Origin of the sequence: Aquabacter cavernae (assembly GCF_003993795.1) — a bacterium.
GTDB classification, from domain to species: Bacteria; Pseudomonadota; Alphaproteobacteria; order Rhizobiales; family Xanthobacteraceae; genus Aquabacter; species Aquabacter cavernae.
The window spans coordinates 341,950-364,705 of sequence record NZ_RWKV01000001.1 but is presented as its reverse complement, the minus strand read 5'-3'; the positions used below and the strand labels follow the sequence as shown (position 1 = coordinate 364,705).

The following is a 22,756-nucleotide window of genomic DNA, read 5'->3' as shown; positions in this document are numbered from 1 at the left end:
CGGGAAAAACGGCGAGATCCGAGCCATCTGCCGCTCGCTCAGCAGGAACAAATCACCCATGCCAGCCTCCTCAAGGGAGACGGTGAATCACAGATCACAGCAGATTAATAGGTCCTGAGCCTAGAGCCTGATCCGATCAGGTTGAACCAACCTGATCGGTGAATCAGTCTCTTAACGCATGAATAGAGACCCCCTCGCCATGGAGCGCACCGCCACCAATGACGGCATCCGCCTCGCCTATGACATGGAAGGGCGCGGCCATCCGCTCCTCATCATCGGCGGGCTCTCCGCGGACCGGATCTTCTGGGGCCTGTCCCGCCCGCTCCTGGCGGGTCACACCACCTTGTGCTTTGACAATCGCGACATGGGCGCCAGCGGACGGGCGGACGGCCCCTACAGCGTGGCCGACATGGCGCGCGACGCGCTGGCCGTGATGGATTCCGCCGGTATCGACGCGGCCGACGTGCTCGGCCATTCCATGGGCGGGGCCATCGCCCAGGAACTGACCCTCATGGCGCCCGAGCGGGTGCACCGGCTGGTGCTCTCCAACACGCTCGCCCGCAATGACGGCTATACGCGCGAGCTGATGGGCCTGCTGAAGCGCCTGCGCCGGGAGATCACGGACCCGGTCACCTATGTCTCGACGCTCGCCACCTACACGCTCGGCCGGGTGACTTTGGGCACGGTGCCTCTGGAGGCCATCGCCCGGCAGGCCCTGGCCACGAGCCCGCTCCAGGAGGTGGAGGCGTTCGAGCGGCAGGCGGACGCCTGCGCGGGCATCGACACGCTGGACCGCATCGGGGACATCCGCGCCCCGACCCTGGTGCTCCATAGCCCCGACGACCGTTTCTTCGCCACCTCCTTCGCCCGCGCCATCGCCGACGCCATCCCCGGCGCGCGGCTCCACGAAGTGCCCCTGTGCGGCCATTGCCCCATGGTGGAAGCCCCCGACACCTTCGCCAAGGCCGTGCAGGACTTCCTGCGGTAAGGGCGCTTCATTTTTGATTGAACCGCGCGGGACATGGCGTTGCGGGCGCACCGCTCTCCCCTCGCGGGAGAGGGTTGGGGTGAGGGGGTGGCCTGCGCGACATGTCGGGTATGAGGGCGCCAGGCGGTGCCGAACCCCTCACCCACCTCGCTGACGCTCGGCACCCTCTCCCGCAGGGGGAGAGGGAAGAGCCCCCCACGTCAATCAGACAATGACGCGCTCGACGGCCATAGGCCTCGCATACGGAAGCCGGACATTGCGCCCGGCAAGGAACGGCTTAAGTAAAGCTTCGTCACCGGAGCCCCGCATGCATTCCCCCGATACCATCTACGGCACCACCATCGTCACGGTCCGCAAGGGCAATCGCGTCTCCATCGCGGGCGACGGGCAGGTCACGCTGGGCCAGACGGTCCTCAAGTCCAATGCCCGCAAGGTGCGCCGTCTGGGCAAGGGCGACGTGATCGGCGGCTTCGCCGGGGCCACGGCTGACGCCTTCACCCTGTTCGAGCGGCTGGAAGCCAAGCTGGAGCAATATCCCGGGCAGCTGCAGCGCGCGGCAGTGGAGCTGGCCAAGGACTGGCGCACGGACCGCTATCTGCGGCGGCTGGAAGCCATGATGATCGTGGCCGACGCCAATGTCTCCCTGGTGCTCACCGGCACGGGCGACGTGCTGGAACCCGAAGCGGGCGTGGCGGGCATCGGCTCGGGCGGCATGTATGCGCTCGCCGCCGCCCGCGCGCTGCTGGACCGGGAGGAGGATCCGGAGGCGATCGTCCGCCGCTCCCTGGAGATCGCGGCCGACATCTGCGTCTACACCAACCGCAACATCGTGGTCGAAACCATTGGCTGACGCCCCGCGGCGCGCCCCCAACAGGTACTCTCCCCAAATGAGCGACTTTTCCCCCCGCGAGATCGTGTCCGAGCTGGACCGCCACATCGTCGGCCAGTCCAAGGCCAAGCGCGCGGTGGCCATCGCGCTGCGCAACCGCTGGCGCCGCCAGCAGCTGGAAGGGCATCTGCGCGAGGAGGTTCTGCCCAAGAACATCCTGATGATCGGCCCCACCGGCGTCGGCAAGACCGAGATTTCCCGCCGCCTCGCGCGCCTCGCGGGCGCCCCCTTCCTGAAGGTGGAAGCCACCAAGTTCACGGAAGTCGGCTATGTGGGCCGCGACGTGGAGCAGATCGTGCGCGACCTCGTGGAGGTGGGCATCACCCTGGTGCGCGATGCCAAGCGCAAGGAAGTGCAGGCCCGCGCGCATCTGGCCGCCGAGGAGCGCGTGCTGGACGCGCTGGTGGGCCAGGGCTCCTCCGCCGCCACCCGCGACAGCTTCCGCAAGAAGCTGCGGGCGGGCGAGCTGGACGAGAAGGAAGTGGAGGTCGAGGTGCAGGCGGGCAGCCAGGGCATGCCCATGTTCGAGATCCCCGGCATGCCCGGCGCCCAGATGGGCGCGGTCTCGCTGGGCGACATGCTGGGCAAGGCGTTCGGCGGGCGCAGCAAGTCGCGCCGCGTGCTGGTGAAGGACGCCCATCCCCTCCTGCTCACCGAGGAGGCGGACAAGCTGCTGGACCAGGACGCCATCGTCCAGGAAGCCATCCATGCGGTGGAGAATAACGGCATCGTCTTCCTGGACGAGATCGACAAGATCGCCGGCCGCGAGAACCGCTCCGGCGCGGACGTGTCCCGCGAGGGCGTGCAGCGCGACCTGCTGCCGCTCATCGAGGGCACCACGGTCTCCACCAAGCACGGCGCGGTGAAGACCGACCACATCCTGTTCATCGCCTCCGGCGCCTTCCACGTCTCCAAGCCCTCCGACCTTCTGCCGGAGCTTCAGGGGCGCCTGCCCATCCGCGTGGAATTGGAGGCGCTGACGCGCTCCGATTTCGTGCGCATCCTCACCGAGACCGAGGCAAGCCTCGTGAAGCAGTCCGTGGCGCTCATGGCCACGGAGGGCGTGACGCTGGACGTGACGGCCGACGCGGTGGAGGCCATCGCGGACGTGGCGGTGGAGGTGAACGGCTCGGTGGAGAATATCGGCGCCCGCCGCCTCCAGACGGTGATCGAGCGGGTTCTGGACGAGCTCTCCTTCTCCGCCCCCGACCGCTCCGGCGAGACGGTGGTGATCGACGCCGACTATGTGCGCGACCGCGTGGCGGACCTCGCCAAGAATACCGACCTGAGCCGGTTCATCCTGTAGGGCGGATCGACCAGCAGGCCGGATCGACCTTCAAGCGGTCCGGACAGTTTTTCTAAGAACGCTGCGTCATGGCCGGGCTTGTCCCGGCCATCCACGCGGTTCCGCTCGGTGTGCGCCCGACCCATAGGCGTGGATGCCCGGGACAAGCCCGAGCATGACGGACTGTAAAGGGCTGGAAGCCTTTTCCGCGGCTTGAACGCCCAATGTTTCGGGCCACTCCCCCGTCAGCGGCCGGGTCTTAGCCCACACGCAGGCCCCTCGAGAGACCGGCCTGCGTGCACGCATAAGGCCCCGGCGCATGACCATGCCGCGCCGGGTGCCGGGAGCTCGAGGCGCGTCCTACAGCACGTCCGGCTGCGTGGGCGCGCACTGGCTCAGGAAGCGCTTCGCGTTGCCGCTATAGTGCACCGCCACCGACATGAAGTCCTGAATCTCCTCCTCGCTCAGCGTGCGGCGAAGCTGGGCCGGCGCGCCGGTCCAAAGCTCGCCGCGCTTCACGCGCTTGCCCGAGGTCAGCAGCGCACCGGCGCCCAGGATGCCGCCGCCTTCCACCACCGCGCCGTTGAGGATGGTGCTCGCCATGCCGACGAACGCACCATCCTCCAGCGTGCAGCCATGGATGAGGCAGGAATGGCCGATGGTCACGTCATTGCCGATCATCGCCGCGAACGCGCCGGGATCCACATGGATGACGGTGCCGTCCTGGATGTTGGTGCGCTCACCGATGCGGATCTTGTTGGCATCGCCCCGCAGGACGCAGCCGAACCAGATGCCGGAGCCCGCGCCGATCTCCACATCGCCGATCACGCTGGCGGACGGGGCAACCCAGGCGGACGGCGCGACGCGCGGCACATGGGCGCCGAGCCGGTAGAAGGGGGAAGGAACGGTCTCTCGGGTCATGATCCTCTCCGTGGGCTCAGAGATAGTAGGACTTGTGCATGATCTTCCACTCGCCCTTGCAGAAGGCGAGGTTGAAAAGGTCCTGCCCTTCCATCGCCTTGTCACCCATCACGAAGGCGAAGGGAACGCGAACGCTGGCGATGTGATCGACGATGCGCACATCGATCTCCTTCGCCTTCTCTTCGGCATTGTCATACTTCTGGTGCAGCGAGCCGATGACCTTCACGAACTCGTCGAGCGTGATGGTGCGGATCTCGTCGCCCTTCACATAATAGTGGGCGATGTTCGCCTTCGGATCGAAGGTGGCGCGGAACTCCGCCTCGTTCCAGGTCCGGACGGCGTCGAGATAACGCTCGATCACTTTGCGCACGGCAAGCGCCTGCGCCTCCATGTCGGGAGTGCTCATCTTGGGGTCTCCTGTTGTGAAACATGCGCGCGCGGTAGGCGCGCTTTAGGCCGGGCGGCCCTTCGGGGTCAGATGCTCCGACCCTTCCAGTAATGCGCCCGGATGTCCTTCTTCAGCACCTTGCCCACCGTGCTGCGGGGCAGTTCCGGCCACACCACCACGGTCTTCGGCGTCTTGATGCTGCCGAGGGTCTTCTTGCACATGGCGATGACCTCATCCTCCCGGATGCTCTCGCCCGGCTTCAATTCCAGGACGGCGGTCACCGCCTCGCCCCACTTGTCGTCGGGCACGCCGATCACCGCGCAGTCCTGGACGGCGGGATGACGCCAGATCACCTGCTCGATCTCGCCGGGGAACACGTTGATGCCGCCGGTGATGATGATGTCCTTGCTGCGGTCCACGAGGCGCACATAGCCGCCCGCATCCTTCACGCCGAGATCGCCGGTGCGGAACCAGCCGTTCCGCAGCGCCTTGGCGGTGGCTTCCGCATTGTCCACATAGCCCTTGAAGAGGTTGGGGCCGTGGCACACCACTTCCCCGGTCTCGCCCAGGCCCACCGGAAGGCCCGCCTCGTCCACCACGTCCACCAGGGTCATGGCGCTGCCCCGGCCAATGCTGCCGAACCGGCCGCCATCGGACGAAAACGCCTCCGCATGCTCGCTCGGGGTCATGATGGAGACGGTGCTGGTGGCCTCCATGAGGCCGTAGAGCTGCGTCATCACGGGGCCGAAGACGGACCAGGCCTCGCGCAGCTTGTCCACCGAGATGGGCGCCGCCCCATACATGAGATAGCGCAGCGCGCCGAAGTCGAACGACGCGACGTCCGGCTCCGCCAGCATCATGTAGAGCAGGGTCGGCGGCACGAACATGTGCGTCACGCCATGATCGCCCATGGCCTTCAGGATGTCGCGCGGCCGGGGCTTGGGCAGGATGACGTTGAGCCCGCCCTGCGCGAACACCGCCAACGCCACGTCCCCCGCCACATGGGTGAGGGGCGTCACGGCGAGATTGACCGGCGGGCCATCCACCGGCATGGCGAGGCGATAATTGGTGATGAGGGTGGACCAGTTGCGGCTCGCCCGCATGACCCCCTTGGGCAGTCCGGTGGAGCCGCCCGTGGTGAGCAGCGTCACCACGTCCTCGCCGCCGATATTACTATCGACGGGCACGTCGCGCGCGGTTGCGAGGAAGGCGTCCATGCTCGGATCGCCCGCCCCCGTTCCGTCCACCACCACGACACCGCGCAGGCTGGGGACGGCGGCGCGGATGTCCGCCAGGGCATCGGCGAAGGAAGCGTGGATGAACAGCCATTCCGGGGCGAACATCTTCATGATGTCGATGCATTCCCCCGCCGTGGCGCGGGGGTTGAGCGGCATCGCCCGCAGCGGCAGGCGATGCACGCCGAACTGCACCACGAAGCCCATGGGATGGTTCGGCAGCCAGCTGGCGATGCAGGCGCCCGCCGGGAACCCGACGCCGCAGAGCGCCTGGGCACAGCGCAGGCTCGCGGCGCGCAGCCAGTCATAATCGTAGGTCTGCCCCTCGTACCAGATGGCCGGGGCGGACGGCGTGGCCCCCGCGCTCTTATCGAGAAAATCAGGAAGTCGCATCGCATTGCTCCGCGCAGGTCGTGTGGTGTTTCGCCGAAGGAGCGGCCGTGACGAAGCGGGCGAAGGCCTCCACCGGCTCGCGCTCGGACCGCAACTGGTTCGCGATGGCGGCAGGGTCCGCATGGCCGAGCGACATGCCGCACACCACGATCTCCTGGTCGGAGATGGGCGCGACTTCGCGGACGATGTCGTGATAGTGCCGCCACGCGGCCTGACAGCAGGTGTCGAGCCCCTCGCCGCGCGCGGCCAGCATGATGGACTGCATGAAGATGCCGAGATCGAGCCAGCTTCCCATGCCGAGATAGCGGTCCAGGGTGAAGATCAGCCCCACCGGCGCGCCGAAGAACTCGAAATTGCGCCCCGCCGCCTCCCAGCTCGCCGCGCGGTCGCCCTTGGCGATGCCCAGCAGGCTGTAGAGGCTCCAGCCCACCGCCTTGCGGCGGCCGCGATAGGGCTCCTCAAGCGGCTCGGGATTGTAATTATATTCCCCGAACGGCTCCGGCCCCCGCTCGCGCTCCGGCTCGCGGGCCCGGACCGCCGTGACCCGCTCCACCAGCGCGTCGCGGGCATCGCCGGTCAGCACATAGACCTGCCAGGGCTGCATGTTGGTGCCGCTGGGCGAACAGGCGGCGGTGGCGAGGATGCGCTGGATCACGTCGCGCTCCACGCGGGTGTCCCGGAACGCGCGGACGGAATGCCGCCCTCGGATGAGGGCGTGCGCGCCGGTGTCTTCAATCGTCATGGGCTATCGGCCTCCAAGGAAGGCATCGCGGACGGACGGGTCGGCCTTCAGCGCGGCCGCCGCCCCCTCCTGGACGATGCGTCCGTTGCGCAGCACGTAGGCACGGTCTGCGATTTCCAATGCTTTCAGCATGTTCTGCTCGGCGATCAGCACCCCGGTCCCGTCCGCCACCAGCTTCGGGATGTGCTGGAGCACCTCGTCGGTGAGCTTGGGCGACAGGCCGAGGGACGGCTCGTCCAGCAGCAGGAGCTTGGGGCGGAGCATGAGCGCGCGGCCGATGGCGAGCATCTGCTGCTGGCCGCCGGAGAGCGTCCAGCCGAGCGCCTTCTCCTTCTCCTGGAGCGCGGGGAAGATGGCGTAGACCCGCCCGATCATCTCCGCCGTGCCCCGTGCAGCATCGAAGGACGCCACTTCCAGGTTCTCGCGCACGCTGAGGCCGGGAAACACCCGCCGCCCCTCGGGCGAATAGCCGATGCCCCGGCGCGCCCGCTGATGGGTGGAGACCCGCGCGAGGCTCAGGCCCTTCAGGTGCAGGTCGCCGCCCGACACAGGCAGCAGGCCCACGATGGACTTCATGAGCGTGGTCTTGCCGGCGCCGTTGGAGCCCACCAGGGCCACCACCTCGCCGCTGTCCACCGAGAGGCTGACGCCCTGCAGGGCCGTCACCTGCCCGTAGGCGACGGTGACGCCGCTGATGTCGAGAAGCCGGGACGCGCTCATGACCGCACCTCCGCGAGCACGGGCTCGGGTTCCACGGCGGCGGTGGCGCCGCGGCCGAGATAGGCGTCGAGCACCAGCGGGTTCTCGTAGATCTCCCGCGGCCTCCCCTCGGCGATGAGGCGCCCCTGGTCGAGGCAGATCATGTAGGTGGCGAGGGTGCGCAGGAACGGCATGTTGTGCTCGATGATCAGCAGGGTGACGCCGCTGGCGGCGAGATCCTGGAGACGCGCGGCAAGGTCGTTCTGCTCGGATTCATTGAGACCGGCGGCGGGCTCGTCCAGCAGCAGGACCTGGGGATCGAGGGCCAAGGCGCGGGCGATCTCCACCCGCCGCTTCACCCCATAGGCCAGCGACCCGGCGGGGCGGTGCACGTCCTCCACGCCGAGCCGGTGGAGCAGATGGAGCGCATAGGCATAGGCGCGCAGCAGGCTCGGATCCTCGCGGCCCACCTTGAGCGCGCTCATGGGCCCCGCGCCCTCGGCCTCGAAGCGGGCCACGGCCACATTGTCGAGCACGCTCATGTCGTCCACCAGGCGCAAATTCTGGAAGGTGCGGGCAATGCCGCTGCGGACGATGTCGTGGGGCATGCGCCCGCCGATGGGCGCGCCGCCCAGGGTGATGACGCCCTGGTTCGGGGTCTCCACGCCGGTGATGCAGTTCACGAGCGTGGTCTTTCCCGAGCCGTTGGGCCCGATCACTGCTGTGATAGTGCCGCGATGAAGCTCGAACGAGACATCGTCCAGCGCCTTCACCCCGCCGAACCGCTTGCCGAGATTGCGCACCTCCAGGATGGGCGTGGTGGAGGGCAGCAGTGCCCCGCGCGGCGGCGGGCTCGCCTTGGGCGTATCGCGGATGGCGCTCACCTTCGCCATGTCCACGCCCCGCGCCTTGGGCAGGATGCGGTCGATGAGCCCCACCAGCCCTTCCGGCGCCACGATGAGCAGGCCGATGAGGATGATGGCGTTCACCATCACATAGGAGCGGTCCAGGAAGCGGAACCATTCGGGCAAATGCACGATCAGCAGCGCGCCGATGATGGCCCCGGCCACCTTGGTGCGCCCGCCCACCACCGCCATGGTGAGGCACAGCACCATGGTCTTGAATTCCAGCGCCTCGGGCGAGGCGATGCGGTTCACATGGGCGAAGAGCGCGCCCGCCGCGCCGCCATAGGCAGCGCTCAGCAGCAGCATGGTCAGGCGGATGCGGTCGATGTCGATGCCGAGCGAGCGCGCGGCCACCTCGTCTTCGCGCACCACATGGCAGGCCTTGCCGTAGAGCCCGCGCATCATCTGCCAGGCCAGCACGGCGCCCACGGCCACGAACGTCCAGACCAGCAGCATCAGCGGCCAGCCGCGCGGGATGACCACGCCCGCAATGTTGGGCAGCGGCACGCCCGCGAAGCCGTTTCCGCCGCCGGTCAGCGACACCCATTCCAGCGCCACCAAGGTCACGATCTGGCTGATGCCGAGGGTGGCGAGGGCGAAATAATGGGAGCTGAGGCGCAGCACGGGGATGGCGATGAACAGCGCCACCACCACGGACACCAGCACCGAGAGGGTGAGCGTGGTGGGGAAGCTGAAGCCGAGCTTCACCGCGCAGATGGCGGTGGCATAGGCGCCGAGGCCGAAGAAGGTGGCCTGCGAGAGCGCCAGCGCCCCCACATGGCCGAAGATGAACTGATAGCCGATGACCATGAGGGCGAACACGCCGGTGAGCGTGAAGATGCGCAGGTCGAAGGGGCTGGAGAAGACCAGGGGCCAGGCGACGAGGGCGAGCACGCCCAGGAGGCCGGCGATGGTGCGGGCATGCGGGAGGGACATGCGCTCACGCCCTCTTCTTGATGGCTTCGCCGAACAGGCCCTGGGGGCGCAGCAGCAGCACGGCGAGGAAGGTGATGAAGAGGGCGATGGTGGACGATGTCATGGAGAACAAAGTCGTGGTGGGCAGATAGGCGTCGAGGCCGGGAATGAGCGCCGGGATGGCGGGAATGAGCACCTCGAACAGCGCCACCAGGAACGCGCCCACCACGGTGCCGGGAATGCTGCCCCAGCCGCCGATGGTGACGGCCAGATAGGCTTTCATCATGTAGTTCCCGCCATCCGTGGGCGAGGTGTAGTAGGTGGCCGACAGGAACATGCCGGCGGCGCCCGCCAGAGCGGCGGCGAGCATGAAGGTGAAGGCGATCATCAGCTTCACATTGATGCCGGAGGCCGCCGCCATGTCCGGGTCCTGCGCCACGGCGCGCATGCGGCGGCCGAAGCGGGTGTGGGCGAACAGCACATACTGCCCGGCGATGAGGATGAAGGCGGCGCAGATCACCGCGATGGACTGCTCGTTGATGGCGAGCCCGCCGCCGAGATCCAGCATGCTGTTGCCCAGGATGGGCGGCGTGCTGCGCGGCTCGGGGCCGAAGGTGAGCAGCACCAGATTCTCGAAGATGGAGCCCGCCGAGATGGTGGCGATGAACACCGCCACCACCGGCTTGGTCCGCAGGGGGAAATAGGCGATCAGGGCCAGGACCAGCCCGAACGCCGCCGCCGAGAGAAGCACCAGAGGCAGCACGACGATGCCCTGCCCGGGGACGACCATGGCGATGGCGAAGGCGAGATAACTGCCCAGCATCACGAGCGCGCCGTGCGCAAAATTGACGGCATTGGTGGCGTTGAGCACCAGCACCAGCCCCAGCGCCACCAGCGCATAGGCGCTGCCGAGCGACAGGGTGTTCAAGGTGAGCTGTAGCATGTCGATCTGCCTGCCCTGATCCGCTTATGGTCAGTTGGTGGTGGGCTTGCCCTCGTAGCGCTTCACCAGCGCCGGGGACCGCGAGGTGCCGTCGAAGCAGACGATCACCGCCGAATGGGCCATGTTGCCCTTGCCGTCCGATGTGTAGGACATGGCGGCGCCGTCATAGGTCTTGCTCGCCAGGTATTTCTGGACGTCCCCGGGGGTCTTCGCACCGTCCTTCACGGCCGCGATCGCCATGTTCACGCCGTCATACTGCTGAAGGGCGAAGAAGTCGGGGGCGGCTTTGTACTTCGCCGTATAAGTGTCGATGAACGTGTCCAGGGCCGGAGAGACGCCCTTGCCGATAAAGGCGGAGGTCTCGGCGCACACGCCCTTCAGCTCCGCCGGCTCCAGCAGCGCGGCGGTGGAGGGCATGGTGAGCATGGTGTTTGCGACCACCGGAATGTCGAGGCCCGCCTGGCGATACTGGCGCAGCAGCAGGGCCATGGAGCCGGTGTGCATCTGGATGAGCACCACGTCGGGATTGGCCGCCTTCAGCTTGGCGAAGGTGGGCGTCATATCCTTGGTGGTGAGGTCGATGGCGTCCGAATAGACCACGTCGCCGCCGCCCTGCTTGATGTAATTGGTCAGGGCGTCGAAGCCGCTCTGGCCGTAGGCGGTGGAGTTGTAGAGGATGGCGACTTTCTTCTTGCCGAGGTCCTCCAGCACGTATTTCGCCTGGGCGCGCTTGGTCACCATGTCGGAGGGGAAGAAGCGATAGACGAACTTGCTGCCCTTCTCGGTGATGGCCGCCGTGCCGGCCGTGGTGAGAAGGGGGATGCCGTATTCGTCCGCCAGCGGGATCATGGGCAGCACCTGGGTGCCGAACATGGGCGCCACCGCCGCCACCACGCCCTTGCCGCCGGCCGCGCGCTCCAGCGCATTGGCCCCGCCCTCGGCGGCGCCCGCCGTGTCCAGCACGGTGGTGTCCACCTTCAGGGGCGCCGCGCTCTCGATGGCGAGCACCGCCCCATTGCGCTGGGAGGTGCCCTCCAGCGCGATCGGCCCCGTGAGTGGGACGATCACCGGGATCTGCACGGCCTGCGCATTGGCAACGGAGGTACAGAGAAGAGAGGCGAGAGCCAGAAGAGTTGCACGACGCATGTAAATCTCCAGCGTTCGCCGCTTCGCTTCCCGAAGCGGCGTCTAAGAATCATGGGTCCCGGATGTCCGGATCTAAGCCAGCTATACAATGCAGAAGCTTACGCTCCTGCACCAATACCGTTTGCGTAAGCGGCCCATAAGGATTCGCGAAGCGTCCCGGGGGCCGATGACCATCGCTGTCACGCGGCCTGGATGGCCGGCAGCGGATCCGGCCGGGATCCCTGCGCGGCGATGCGGCGCGCGAGCCGGGGCAGCAGGCGCATTACGGCCCTCTGCGCGCCGGAGAGCGGGCGGGTGCGCGCGGGGGCCACATAGCTGTTCAGCCCCAGGCCCGGATCGACGATGCGCTGATAGCAGATGCCCCGCGCGCGATAGGCGGAGGCCGCGATGCTGGGAAAGATCGAAAAGCCGCTCTTCTGGACCACGAGATCCTGGAGCACCTGGATGGAGTCGATCTCGGCCGCATATCGCAGATGGATGCCCATGCGCGCGCAGGTCTCGTCCAGCAACAGGCGGCAGGAATGGATGGGCGTCGTGTGGAACAGCCGGTGCGGCTCCACGTCCACGAACCTTATGGTGGGGGCGAGCGGCGCGCCCTCCTCCGGCCGCAGCAGGTACAGATCCTCGCGGCAGAGCGGCACGGCCCCGTCCGCCACCTTGCCCCGGCCCTCATAGAGCACGGACAGGTCGAAACGGTCGGAGGCGTACCATTGGCTGATCTCGCCGCTCAGCGCCTCGACGATCTGCACCCGCACCCGCGGCAGCAATTGCGCCACATGGTCGATGAGCGGCTGGGCGATGACCAGAGCGAGCGTGGTGGGCATGACCACGGTGACGGGACCATGCGGCTCGTCGGTCGCGAGGTCGCTCATGGCGCGGCGCGCGCCCTCCACGCCTTCCACGATGCGCGTGGCATGCTCCAGGAACACGCGCCCGGCCTCGGTGAGCCAGATGCCGCGCGCGTGCCGCTCGAACAACTGCGCCTTGAGCTGCCCTTCCAGCTTGCTGATCTGGCTGCTCAAAGCGGGCTGGGCCACATGCAGCGTCGCCGAGGCGCGCGCGAAGCTGCCCGCCTCGGCGACGCTTTTGAAGTAGATCAGTTGCCTCAGTTCCATCCGCTGCTCCCGTGAGGGAAATCAAGAAATCCCTTTTAAAAATAGAAACATGATGGTAGCTGTCAGACAAGCAGACTGCCTGATTATAAAGTAATCGGCACTGCCCAAGATGACGGCACCGAAATGCGCAATGAACGCCGGAGAGGGGACCAGATGGCTTTGCGTAAAGTGAAAGCGCTGGAGAAGGTCGCGCGCACCACTTTGGTGGACGAGGTCATCACCGCCATACGCGGCATGCTGGACGAGGAAGGCTGGACCCCCGGCTCGCGCCTGCCCTCGGAGCATGAACTGAGCGTCCAGCTCGGCGTCGGCCGCTCAACGGTGCGCGAGGCGTTGCGGGTGCTCGGTCATCTCGGCCTCGTGCAGTCGCGCAGCGGGCTGGGCACGTTCGTGGTGGGGCGGGACCTGATGGGCCGCAAATCCGCGTCGGTGGGAGAGGCGGAGGCCCTGGTTGCGTTCTTCGAGTTCCGCCGGGCCCTGGAGCCGGCGGCCGCGCGCCTCGCCGCCCAGAACCGCACGCCGGAATCGCTCGCCGCCATCGAGACAGCCTGGCAGACCTGCTATGCGGCTGCACAAAATAGCAGCGTCGAGGAGTTCACCGCCCTCGATCACAGCTTCCATCTCTCCATTTTCGAGGCGAGCGACAACCCCTTCCTCATCGAGGCCTACCGCGCCGCGCGGCCCGATTTCATCAAATATGTGGGGATGGTGCTGGCCCTGGGCCCGCTCACCCGCATGATGCATTTCCACGACAACCTGATCCAGGCGATCCGCGACCGGGATCCCGCCGCAGCCGTCGACGCGGTGGAGGAGAACTTCGTGGATACGGACGTGCGCCAGAAGATGATGGCGGAAACGCCCCCGAAGGCGCCGTCGGCCTGACGCTGCCGTCCCTCGGGACGGGTCTCGCCTGATCCGGGGGCAGGGCTGATGGCGCCGGGGGTGCCGGAGATCCCCATGGCGGGCCCCCCCGCCATGACCCCCGCGTCCGCCCGGCTCAGCCCTTGGAGGGCCCCTCGGCCAGAGGCGGCGCCCGCAAAGCGGCGGATTCCAGCTCGCCGATCACCCGCACGGCCTCTTCGCCCGAGGGCAGCAGGCGCCGGACGATGGCCTGGACGGTCTCGAAGCCGCCGGCCGTCGCGCGCAGCAGGCCGGACACCACGCGCCGCTCATCCTCCAGCCGCCCGAGCGTATGCAGGGCCAAGGCGCGGGCAATGGCGGCGGCGGGGTCGTCATGCCCCTCCAGGCCCGGAAGGGCATTGCGCGCGGCGGCGGAATCGTTGCGCAGGAAGGCCGCGATGGCGAGATAGATGGTGTGCTCCTCGCTGAGCTGCGCGCCGTTCTGGCGCGCCCGCAGCAGCAGGGCCTCGCCCTGCTCCACCCGGCCGAGGCCCACCATCACCGCACCGGCGGCGGCGGCCACATGATGGTCCAGCGGGTTGAGGGACACGGCCCGGTCGGCCGCCAGCAGCGCGCCTTCCCGGTCGCCCAGGTGGAAATCCACATCCGCCAGCACCTTGGCCGCATAGGCGCTGGTGGGGGCGAGATCGACGCCGAGCCGCGCCTCGCGCAGCAGCTCCGCACGAGCCTGCGCGACCTCGGCGGGGCCGGGCGCCGAGCCGGCTTTGGCCTGCACGCGCATGGCCTCCAGCATCTGGGCCGCCTTCACGGAATGGAACACCCCATAGCTGCTGTCGCGGGCCGCCAGACGTTCGATGCAGGCGCGCGCCTCGGACGGGTCCGTCATCACGCCATTGGGCGAGGCCAGCGCGCGGGAGAGGCAGCCGAAGCCCGACTCCGGCGCCTCCAGGCGGGCCTGGGCGCGGGCGCGGGCCTGGAGCGCCCCATGGGTCTCCACCAGGGAGGCCGCCACGTCCTGCACGATGCGCATCTCTCCGGCGGCACGGCCCTCGGTGGGCGCGGTGCCTTCCAGTTCCTTCGACCAGACGATGGTGCCGCCACACCGGTCCGACAGGCGCACCAGCAGCGCATAGCCGCCGTCCGGGCGCCCTTCGGCGAGGCCGCCCAGGGTGAAGACCGGCCGGGGCGGGGATCCGCTGCATTCACGCGCGCTGCCGCCGCCCGCCGCCATCACGTCCACGAAATCGAACCGCGCCAGCGCATCGCGCAGGCGCACCTCCAGCGTATGCATCTCGTCCAGGCTAGGGGCGGGGGTTCCGGCGGTCTCGAAGCGCTCCACCTCCAGCACCGGCAGGCCGATGCGGTCGGCAAGATCAGCCGCCGTGGTGGGATGCCCGCCCACGGTGAGGACCAGCGACTTGGCCCCGTGCTCCAGGCCGATCTGCAGCCCGGCGGCGGCAAACGCCACGCCCGCCGAGACCACGATGGCGGCGGCCACCAGCCAGGGACGGCGCGAGCGGCCCGGCGCGGCGGGCGGCGCGGGCGCGACGGGGAGCGGCGGCGGAAGGGGGGCGGGCTCAACCTCGCCCGCGCGGCGCCGGAAGGCGGGCACGTAGCCGCCCTTGGGCACGCAGATCTCCAGCGGCTCGTCGGGACCCGCCGAGGCATAATAGCGCTCCAGCGCCCGGCGCAGCCGCGTCGCCTCCACCCGCACGATGGGGTCGCTCTGGGGATCGAAGCTGGTGGGGCGGCCCAGGGCCTCCACGGCGATGGTGTAGCCCTTGATGCTCTCCGCGCGGCCCGCCAGCGTGGCGCCCACGATGAAGCGCAGGAAATCGGCGAGGCGGGGCGAGGAGGCGAACTCGTCACCGGCCAGCACGCGCGCCAGCGCGGCGCGCACCTCATCCTCTCCCGGCGCGTCGACGGCGGGGCGTTGCGAGGGGGCGGAGGGCCCGCCCTTTGCGGCATCGGGTTCGAGATCGGTCAGGGTCACGCCAGTTCGCCGGTTCCTTGGGTCCTCGTCCGCCGGGCGACCGGCGGCTACATGACGTTAAGTCATGCTGTTTTGATCCAGCCCGCCCCTCCGCGCAAGGGGGCGCTGCGCGCGCGGCGGTTTTCTCCCGCTGCGGCGGCTGATAGCGTGCGAACAGTGCGGCGAACATGAGGCCGCGCGCGCCCGCCCCAAAAGGGGCGTTGAGGAGAAAGACGATGTCTTTGGATGAGGTGATGAACCGGACGGCCGGTGAGATGGTCCCGAACGACCTCGAGGCCTTCTGGATGCCGTTCACCGCGAACCGCGCCTTCAAGAAGCGCCCGCGCCTCGTCTCGCGCGCGAAGGATATGCACTATTACACCCCCGAGGGTCGCCCCATCCTGGACGGGACCGCCGGCCTGTGGTGCACCAATGCGGGCCATAACCGGCCCTCCATCGTCGAGGCCATCCGCACCGCGGCGACCGAACTCGACTTCGCCCCCACCTTCCAATACGGCCACCCCGCCGCCTTCACTTTGGCGAGCCGCATCGCCGCTCTGGCGCCGGGCGATCTCGACCATGTGTTCTTCTGCAATTCGGGCTCCGAGGCGGTGGACACGGCGCTGAAGATCGCGCTGGCCTACCAGACCTCCATCGGCCAGGGCACGCGCACCCGCCTCATCGGCCGCGAGCGCGGCTATCACGGCGTGGGCTTCGGCGGCATCAGCGTGGGCGGCATCGTGCCGAACCGCCGGGCTTTCGGCACCATGCTCACGGGCGTCGATCACCTGCCCACCACCTATGACCGCGCCCACCAGGCCTTCACCAAGGGCGAGCCGGACTATGGCGCGCACTTCGCGGACGAGCTGGAGCGCCTCGTCGGCCTGCACGACCCCTCCACCATCGCCGCCGTCATCGTCGAGCCCATGGCCGGCTCCACGGGCGTCATCCCCTCGCCCAAGGGCTATCTCAAGCGCCTGCGCGACATCTGCGACAAATACGGCATCCTGCTGATCTTCGACGAGGTCATCACCGGCTTCGGGCGCCTCGGCCATGCCTTCGCCGCCGAGCGCTACGGCGTGGTGCCGGATCTCATGACCTTCGCCAAGGGCGTCACCTCCGGCGCGGTGCCCATGGGCGGCGTGGTGGCGCGCGCGGGCATCCATGATGCCTTCATGAAGGGCCCGGAGCACGTCATCGAACTGTTCCACGGCTATACCTATTCGGCCCATCCGCTCGCCTGCGCGGCCGGCCTCGCCACCCTGGACGTCTATGCCCAGGAAGACCTGTTCGCCCGCACCAAGGCCCTGGAGCCCCTGTGGGCGGACGCGGTCATGTCGCTGCGCGACAAGCCGGGCGTGCTGGATATCCGCACCGTGGGCCTCACGGCGGGCATCGACCTCACCGCCACGGACGGCAAGCCGGGCCTGCGCGGCTACAAGGCCCTGGAGACCGCCTTCCACGACCAGGGCGTCATGATCCGCACCACCGGCGACACCATCGCCATCACCCCGCCCCTCATCATCTCCGAAGAGCAGGTGGGCGAGCTGGTGGAGAAGGTGGGCAAGGTCATCATCGCCACCGCGTGATGGTGCCAAGCATGCTTCAATACGACAAAGGGCGGTCGAAAGGCCGCCCTTTTCTTTCATATCTTACGAACTCTTTTATATCCTTCCGCGCCGATTGAAATACATCCGCCCGGCAGAACATCAAAGTTGCAAACATTCAAGGTTCGTCTTAGTCGTTTCCCGGTTAGGTTGGTTCGTTCATTCCCTTTAATTGCAGTCGCGGGCACGATGCCGGACGATCCGGCTGACAGGTCTGCGGCCCGGTAACGGAATTCTCCGGCGATGCGCTCAAAACCTGCTGCGGCTCTGGCCCTTGCGGCCTTCACCCCGGTGATCCTTCTCGCCGCCGGCACACCCGCCGCCGCGCAGAGCCCCTCCCCCTGGGAGACGCCCGAATATTTCCGCTCCGGCACCCTCGCCCAGGTGAATGCGGCCGGGGCCTATGCGCTGGGCTTCAGCGGTGCGGGCGTGAAGGTGGGCATTGCCGATTCCGGCCTCTGGACCACCCATCCCGAATTCGCCGGCCGGGTCCTGCCGGGTTACGACTTCCAGACCGACACCCCGCTCCTTCCCGGAATGGACGTGGACCCCATCGGCCATGGCACCCATGTGACCGGCATCATGGGCGCCGCCCGCAACGATGTGGAGATGCAGGGTGTCGCCTATCAGGCCCTGATCCTTCCCGCCCGGGTCGGCAACCTGATGGAGCATAACGACGATGCCGCCAGCCAGCCCTTCCCCTACATGGTGGAGCAGGCCGTCACGGTCATGAATGCCAGCTATCGGGCCGGGGACTGCATCGTCACCGAGGAAGGGCCGGCTTGCGACGTGACCGCCTATACCCGAGCTGACCTGGAGGCGCGGTTTCCCCTCCTCATGCAACGCTCCCTGGCCTTGTCGCAGGGCGGGGTGCTCATGGTGAGCGCCGCAGGGAATGACACCCAGCCGAGCGCGGACCTGCTGGCGGGCCTGCCCTATCTCATGCCCGAGCTGCGGAACACCTGGCTGGCGGTGGTGGCGGTGGACGCCAACAACGTCATCACCGACTTCAGCAACCATTGCGGCGTCACCAAGGACTGGTGCCTCGCGGCGCCGGGCAACCAGATCTATTCCACCGAGCCCATCAAGCCCCCCACCCCCACGGGCTACGGCACCCGCGACGGCACCTCCCAGGCGGCCCCCGTGGTGACGGGCGTCGCCGCTCTGGTGAAGGAAGCCTTCCCCTGGTTCACCGCCGCCGACATCCAGGCGACGCTGTTGACCACCGCCACCGACCTTGGCGACCCCGGCGTGGATGATGTCTATGGCTGGGGCCTCGTGAATGCGGGCAAGGCCGTGCTCGGCTACGGCGCCTTCACCGGCACCGTCACGGTGGACACGCAGGGCTACAGCTCCACCTTCTCCAACGACATTTCCGGCGCGGGCGGGCTGGTGAAAACCGGCGACGGCACGCTGACCCTGACGGGTGACAACAACTATGCCGGCGGCACCGCCGTGCTGGGCGGCACGCTCTCCGTGAACGGCTCTGTGGCCTCGGACGTGCTGGTGGGCCCGGACGGCACCCTGCGGGGCACCGGCGTGGTGGACGCCGCTCTGGTCTCGGCCGGGCGGATCGCGCCCGGCAACTCGCCGGGCACCCTCACCGTCACCGGCCCCGTGGTCATGACCTCCACCGCCGTCTTCGCGCCGGACATTGACGGCCCCGGCACGGGCAATGGCGCCGGCAACCATTCGGTGCTGCTGGTGACCAACACCGCCACGCTGGCGGGCACGCTGGCGCCCACGCTGCGCGGCATCACGGGCAGCGCCACCAACACCTACACGCCGGGCCTGGGCACGCAGATCCAGGTGCTGACCGCTTCGGGCGGCCTTATGGGCGGCTTCTCCAGCCTCACCCAGCCCGTGGGGCTCGCCGCCGGCACCCGGTTCGACGCGCTCTATGACAGCCAGAGCGTCACCCTTCTCGTGACGCCCGCCGCCTATGGCAATCTGGCCGCCAACGGCCTGCTCGTGAGCGCCAACGCCAATGCCCTGGGCGGTGCGCTGGACAGCGCGCGCCCGGTGGCGGGAACGCCCCTCACCGGCCTCCAGGGCGCCCTGTTCTCCGCGCTCTATGCCTTGCCCGCCGCCAGCCTGCCCGGAACGCTCGCCCAGATGAGCGGCGAGGTCTATGCCTCCGCCTCCGCCATGGTGTTCGACGATGCCCGGCAGGTGCGCAGCGCCATTCTGGGGCGGCTGGACGGCACCACCGCGCCCGGCGGCGGCGCGGCCGCCCTGGCGCCGGGCTCCAACGTCACCATCTGGGCCACCGGCTATGGCGGCTGGGGCGATGCCTCCGGCAGCGGCCCCACCGGCGCGCTCCCCTTCGACTGGACGCAGAGCGGCTTCGTGGCGGGCGCGGACGTGGCGGTGATGCCGGGCCTGCGGCTCGGCCTTGCGGGCGGTGTGGGCCAGTCCTCCGGCGATCTCGATGCCCTCGCCTCCAGCGTGGACAACAGCCACCGGGAGATCGCCCTTTACGGCGCCTATGACGTGGGTGCGTTCGACCTGAAGGCGGGCGCCGCCTATGGCTGGAACAGCCTCACCAGCCAGCGCAATGTCAGCCTCGGCACGCTGCAGACGCTCTCGGCCGATTATGACGGCACGGTGGGCCAGGTGTTCGGGGAAGTGTCCTACCGGCTGGCCTTCGGCGGGTTCGGCGTGACGCCGTTCGCGGGCCTTGCCTATGTGCACCAATCCTATGATGCCTTCAGCGAGGCGGGCGGCATCGCGGCGCTGAGCGGCAGCGCCACGGACCTCGACACCACGCTGATCAGCCTGGGCGCACGCTTCAGCACCGATCTCGCCGTGGGAACGGGCATCCTCACCCCGCGCCTCAGCCTTGCCTGGCAGCATGCGGCGGGAGACGTGGAGACGGGCGCGGTGATGCAGATTGCGGGCTCCAACCCGTTCCTCGTCACCGGCACGCCTCTGGCGCGCGACGCGCTGCTGCTGGGGGCAAGCCTGGACTATGCGATCTCCAACACCCTCTCGGCGAAGATCGCCTATGACGGCGTGCTGGCCGAGGAGACGCAAAGCTCCACCGTGAAGGGCACCCTGCGCGTCGCCTTCTGAGGCAGGCGGGGACGGGGGCGCCTTTCAAGCCGTCATGCCCGGACGTGATCCGGGCATCCACGGTGCGCCGCTAGAGCGTTTCATTGCTTGATGGAAGCGCAGGTCAGCCGTTGCGGGCGCGCCATTTCTCCCTCTCCCCTCGCGGGAGAGGGTTGGGGTGAGGGGGCCACCTGCGCGAACGTCTGAATGCGGGCACCAAGCGGTGCCCAACCCCTCACCCGCCTCGCTAACGCTCGGCACCCTCTCCCGCCCGAACGCGGCTGTTGCCGCGCTCGGATGGCGAACATGCCGAAGTCGGAAACATCCGACTTCGGATGGGAGAGGGAAAGACCGCCCGGCGGTTCAATCAAAACATGAAGGGCTCCAGCCCGCGCCCCACGGTTGGCCGGAACAGGCCCGGCCATGACGCGGTTCTTGGGCGGGACGCTCATTCCGGGCCATCGGCCCGAAGAGCGCCTGCCGTCAGACCCGTCCGGTGAGGGCCAGCACCAGCACCACGATGAGCAGCACGCCCAAGATCCCGCCCGGGCCATAGCCCCAGCTGCGGCTGTATCCCCAGGTGGGCAGCGCACCCACGAGAAGCAGGATCAGAAGTACAATGAGAATCGTCGACAGCATGGATCAGTCCTCCCGATGTGTCATCGGTCAAGGTAACGTTGATCCATGGCAAAGGTTCCTGCCCCGGCGGAGGGATTCAAGCATCCGCAAGGGGAAAAGAATCCAGTTACCTTAGGTTAGCGGCGCGGTGGCCGCGTCCAGCCACGCCCGCGTTTCCGGGTCGAGAAGCGGCCCCACTTTGTCGCGAACGATGCGGTGATAGGCATCGATCTGCGCCCGCTCGGCCGCGCTCAGCAGGCCGGTCTCGATGAGGCGGCGCTCATAGGGGGCAAGCGTCAGCGTCTCGAAGCCCAGCGAGGGCCGGTCGCCGCCCGGATGGCGCGGCTCCACCAGCACCAGGGTCTCGATGCGGATGCCGTAGGCGCCCGTGCGGTAGAAGCCCGGCTCATTGGACAGGATCATGCCCGCCTTGAGCGGCACATGGCCGAGCTTGGAAATGCGCGCCGGGCCTTCATGCACCGACAGGCCCGCCCCGACGCCATGGCCCGTACCATGGTCGAAATCCAGCCCCTCGGCCCACAGATACTGGCGCGCGAAGGGGTCGATCTGCGCCCCGCTCGTGCCTTCGGGAAACACCGCGCGGCCCACCGCCAGATGGCCCTTGAGCACCAAAGTGTAATGGTGGCGCATGGCTTCGCTGGGCGTGCCGGTCGCCAGCGTGCGCGTGACGTCCGTGGTGCCCTCGTCATATTGGGCGCCGGAATCCAGCAGGAACAGTTCGTCCGCGCCCAGCGCCCGGTTGGTGGCGCGGGTGACGCGGTAATGGACGATGGCCCCGTTGGGACCGGCCCCGGAAATGGTGGGGAAGGACACGTCCGTGAGGCGCCCGGCCGCGCGGCGGAAGGTCTCCAGCGCCTCCACCATGTCGATTTCCGTGAGCCCGCCGGGCGCCACCGTGTCGAACCAATGGAGGAAGCGGGCCAGCGCCACGCCGTCGATGAGATGGGCGGCGCGCATGCCCGCAATCTCGGCCTCGTTCTTCACCGCCTTCAGCAGCGCGATGGGGTCCGCCCCCTTGGAGACTGTGCCGCCCGCCCGCTCCACCACGCTGGCGAGTTGGACCGGCGCGGTCGCCTGGTCGAGCCGCACCGTGGCGCCCGCCGCAAGCTGGGCGAGGGTGCCCTCCAGCGCCGCGCGAGGCAGGAGGTCCGCCACCGGCTTCAACGCCGCCGCGACGGCAGGGTCGATCTGGCCCGGCACGGTGAACAGGACCGGCCGCCCCGCGGCGCCCACCAGCGCCCAGGCCAGCGGAATGGGCGTATGGGCCACGTCCATGCCACGAATGTTGAACAGCCACGCCACCGCGTGAGGGTCCGAAATCAGAAGAAGGTCCAGCTTCTCCTGCGTCAGCGCCGCCTGGACGCGGGCCACCTTGTCGGCCGCCGCCTCCCCCGCGAGCGCGAGATCGCGCAGGCGGATGGGCGCGGCAGGCGGCGCGGGCCGGTCGGTCCACTGGTCGGCGAGCGGATCCTCCTCCAGCGCCACCAGGATGCCCCCTGCCGCCGCCACCGCATCCGCCAGCTTGCGGCGGCCATCCAAGGTGGTGCGCCAGGGATCGAAGGCGAGCGTCGCGCCCTTGGGCAGATGGGTCTCGATCCAGGCTTCCGGCGTGGTCTCGGCCAGCGGCACCACCCGGAAGGCGTCGGTATCCACCTGGGCGGGCGCCTGGAGGGTATAGCGCCCGTCCACGAACAGCGCCGCCTCCGCCTCCAGCACCACGCACAGCCCCGCCGAGCCGGTGAAGCCGGTCAGATAGGCGAGGCGCTCCTCGCAGGGGGGGACATATTCATTCTGGTGCGCATCCGCCCTCGGCACCACATAGCCCTGCACCCCACGCGCCGCGAGCGCCGCGCGCAAGGCCGCGAGCCGTGCGGCGCCGGCCGCGCGGTCGCCCGCCTCCTCGAAGCTCTGGAAATGGGCTTCAAACCGGGGAACATGCGGAAACTGCGCGCTTGTGCGCGAAACAAGATCGGACATAAGCGAAGCTTAGAGCGCGCTCGGGGTAATTTGAATCCCCTGCCCGGGTCCCACGCGAAATTCCCTGCCGCCGCGACGCCTT

Annotated in this window: 18 protein-coding genes; 6 read left to right on the top strand and 12 right to left on the bottom strand. The window is 68.5% G+C overall.

The features are described from left to right. Positions 1-178: 178 nt before the first annotated feature. From EJJ38_RS01785 to hslU, 3 genes are all read left to right on the top strand, one after another. On the top strand, positions 179-988 hold the full coding sequence (locus tag EJJ38_RS01785) for an alpha/beta fold hydrolase (RefSeq protein WP_127088383.1): 810 nt from the start codon (positions 179-181) through the stop codon (positions 986-988). Positions 989-1,295: 307 nt separating this feature from the next. Further along, positions 1,296-1,838: an ATP-dependent protease subunit HslV gene (hslV, locus tag EJJ38_RS01780; RefSeq protein WP_127088382.1), complete on the top strand. Its 543-nt coding sequence runs from the start codon at positions 1,296-1,298 to the stop codon at positions 1,836-1,838. Between the two features lie 37 nt (positions 1,839-1,875). Continuing rightward, positions 1,876-3,183, top strand: coding sequence for an ATP-dependent protease ATPase subunit HslU (gene hslU, locus EJJ38_RS01775; RefSeq protein ID WP_127088381.1), 1,308 nt, complete (start codon positions 1,876-1,878; stop codon positions 3,181-3,183). Between the two features lie 339 nt (positions 3,184-3,522). Here hslU and EJJ38_RS01770 read toward each other — a convergent pair whose 3' ends face one another. The 9 genes from EJJ38_RS01770 to EJJ38_RS01730 form a co-directional block, all read right to left on the bottom strand. Continuing rightward, a complete protein-coding gene (locus tag EJJ38_RS01770) occupies positions 3,523-4,083 on the bottom strand; it encodes a gamma carbonic anhydrase family protein (RefSeq protein WP_127088380.1) in 561 nt (186 codons plus the stop codon). Between the two features lie 16 nt (positions 4,084-4,099). After that, positions 4,100-4,489: a nuclear transport factor 2 family protein gene (locus tag EJJ38_RS01765; RefSeq protein WP_127088379.1), complete on the bottom strand. Its 390-nt coding sequence runs from the start codon at positions 4,487-4,489 to the stop codon at positions 4,100-4,102. Between the two features lie 68 nt (positions 4,490-4,557). Continuing rightward, the gene (locus tag EJJ38_RS01760; protein WP_164738369.1) at positions 4,558-6,099 is read right to left on the bottom strand and encodes a class I adenylate-forming enzyme family protein; all 1,542 of its coding nucleotides are present in this window, start codon (positions 6,097-6,099) and stop codon (positions 4,558-4,560) included. Further along, the gene (locus EJJ38_RS01755; RefSeq protein WP_127088377.1) at positions 6,086-6,841 is read right to left on the bottom strand and encodes a nitroreductase; all 756 of its coding nucleotides are present in this window, start codon (positions 6,839-6,841) and stop codon (positions 6,086-6,088) included. The genes EJJ38_RS01760 and EJJ38_RS01755 overlap by 14 nt, the downstream gene beginning before the upstream one ends. Before the next feature lie 3 nt (positions 6,842-6,844). Then, complete coding sequence (locus EJJ38_RS01750) at positions 6,845-7,561, bottom strand: ABC transporter ATP-binding protein (RefSeq protein ID WP_127088376.1); 717 nt, start codon at positions 7,559-7,561, stop codon at positions 6,845-6,847. Beyond that, positions 7,558-9,381, bottom strand: a complete 1,824-nt coding sequence (locus EJJ38_RS01745; RefSeq protein WP_127088375.1) for a branched-chain amino acid ABC transporter ATP-binding protein/permease — start codon at positions 9,379-9,381, stop codon at positions 7,558-7,560. Before EJJ38_RS01745 ends, EJJ38_RS01750 begins: the two co-directional genes overlap by 4 nt. A gap of 4 nt (positions 9,382-9,385) precedes the next feature. Next, on the bottom strand, positions 9,386-10,303 hold the full coding sequence (locus tag EJJ38_RS01740; protein ID WP_205666076.1) for a branched-chain amino acid ABC transporter permease: 918 nt from the start codon (positions 10,301-10,303) through the stop codon (positions 9,386-9,388). Between the two features lie 30 nt (positions 10,304-10,333). Further along, entirely contained in the window at positions 10,334-11,449 is a 1,116-nt protein-coding gene (locus EJJ38_RS01735; RefSeq protein WP_127088373.1) for an ABC transporter substrate-binding protein, read from the bottom strand. A 179-nt stretch (positions 11,450-11,628) separates the two neighbouring features. Further along, positions 11,629-12,564 carry a LysR family transcriptional regulator gene (locus tag EJJ38_RS01730; RefSeq protein ID WP_127088372.1) on the bottom strand — a complete coding sequence of 312 codons (936 nt, stop codon included), beginning with the start codon at positions 12,562-12,564 and terminating at the stop codon, positions 11,629-11,631. A gap of 153 nt (positions 12,565-12,717) precedes the next feature. On the opposite strand from EJJ38_RS01730, the gene EJJ38_RS01725 reads away from it, so the two are divergent. Beyond that, entirely contained in the window at positions 12,718-13,446 is a 729-nt protein-coding gene (locus EJJ38_RS01725; RefSeq protein ID WP_164738368.1) for a FadR/GntR family transcriptional regulator, read from the top strand. Between the two features lie 115 nt (positions 13,447-13,561). Here the strand turns inward: EJJ38_RS01725 and EJJ38_RS01720 are convergent, their stop codons facing one another. After that, positions 13,562-15,418 carry a hypothetical protein gene (locus tag EJJ38_RS01720; RefSeq protein WP_127088370.1) on the bottom strand — a complete coding sequence of 619 codons (1,857 nt, stop codon included), beginning with the start codon at positions 15,416-15,418 and terminating at the stop codon, positions 13,562-13,564. A 215-nt stretch (positions 15,419-15,633) separates the two neighbouring features. Here EJJ38_RS01720 and aptA point away from each other — a divergent pair, with 215 nt between their 5' ends. Both aptA and EJJ38_RS01710 read left to right on the top strand, forming a co-directional pair. Further along, the gene (aptA, locus tag EJJ38_RS01715) at positions 15,634-16,986 is read left to right on the top strand and encodes an omega-aminotransferase AptA (RefSeq protein WP_127088369.1); all 1,353 of its coding nucleotides are present in this window, start codon (positions 15,634-15,636) and stop codon (positions 16,984-16,986) included. 261 nt (positions 16,987-17,247) lie between these two features. Next, positions 17,248-20,079 (top strand): autotransporter serine protease, encoded by a 2,832-nt coding sequence (locus EJJ38_RS01710; RefSeq protein ID WP_127088368.1) that lies wholly within the window; start codon positions 17,248-17,250, stop codon positions 20,077-20,079. Positions 20,080-20,541: 462 nt separating this feature from the next. On the opposite strand, the gene EJJ38_RS01705 is transcribed toward EJJ38_RS01710, so the two are convergent. Continuing rightward, positions 20,542-20,697 carry a DUF3309 family protein gene (locus EJJ38_RS01705; protein WP_127088367.1) on the bottom strand — a complete coding sequence of 52 codons (156 nt, stop codon included), beginning with the start codon at positions 20,695-20,697 and terminating at the stop codon, positions 20,542-20,544. Positions 20,698-20,808: 111 nt separating this feature from the next. Beyond that, a complete protein-coding gene (locus tag EJJ38_RS01700) occupies positions 20,809-22,674 on the bottom strand; it encodes an aminopeptidase P family protein (RefSeq protein ID WP_127088366.1) in 1,866 nt (621 codons plus the stop codon). Positions 22,675-22,756 lie beyond the last annotated feature (82 nt).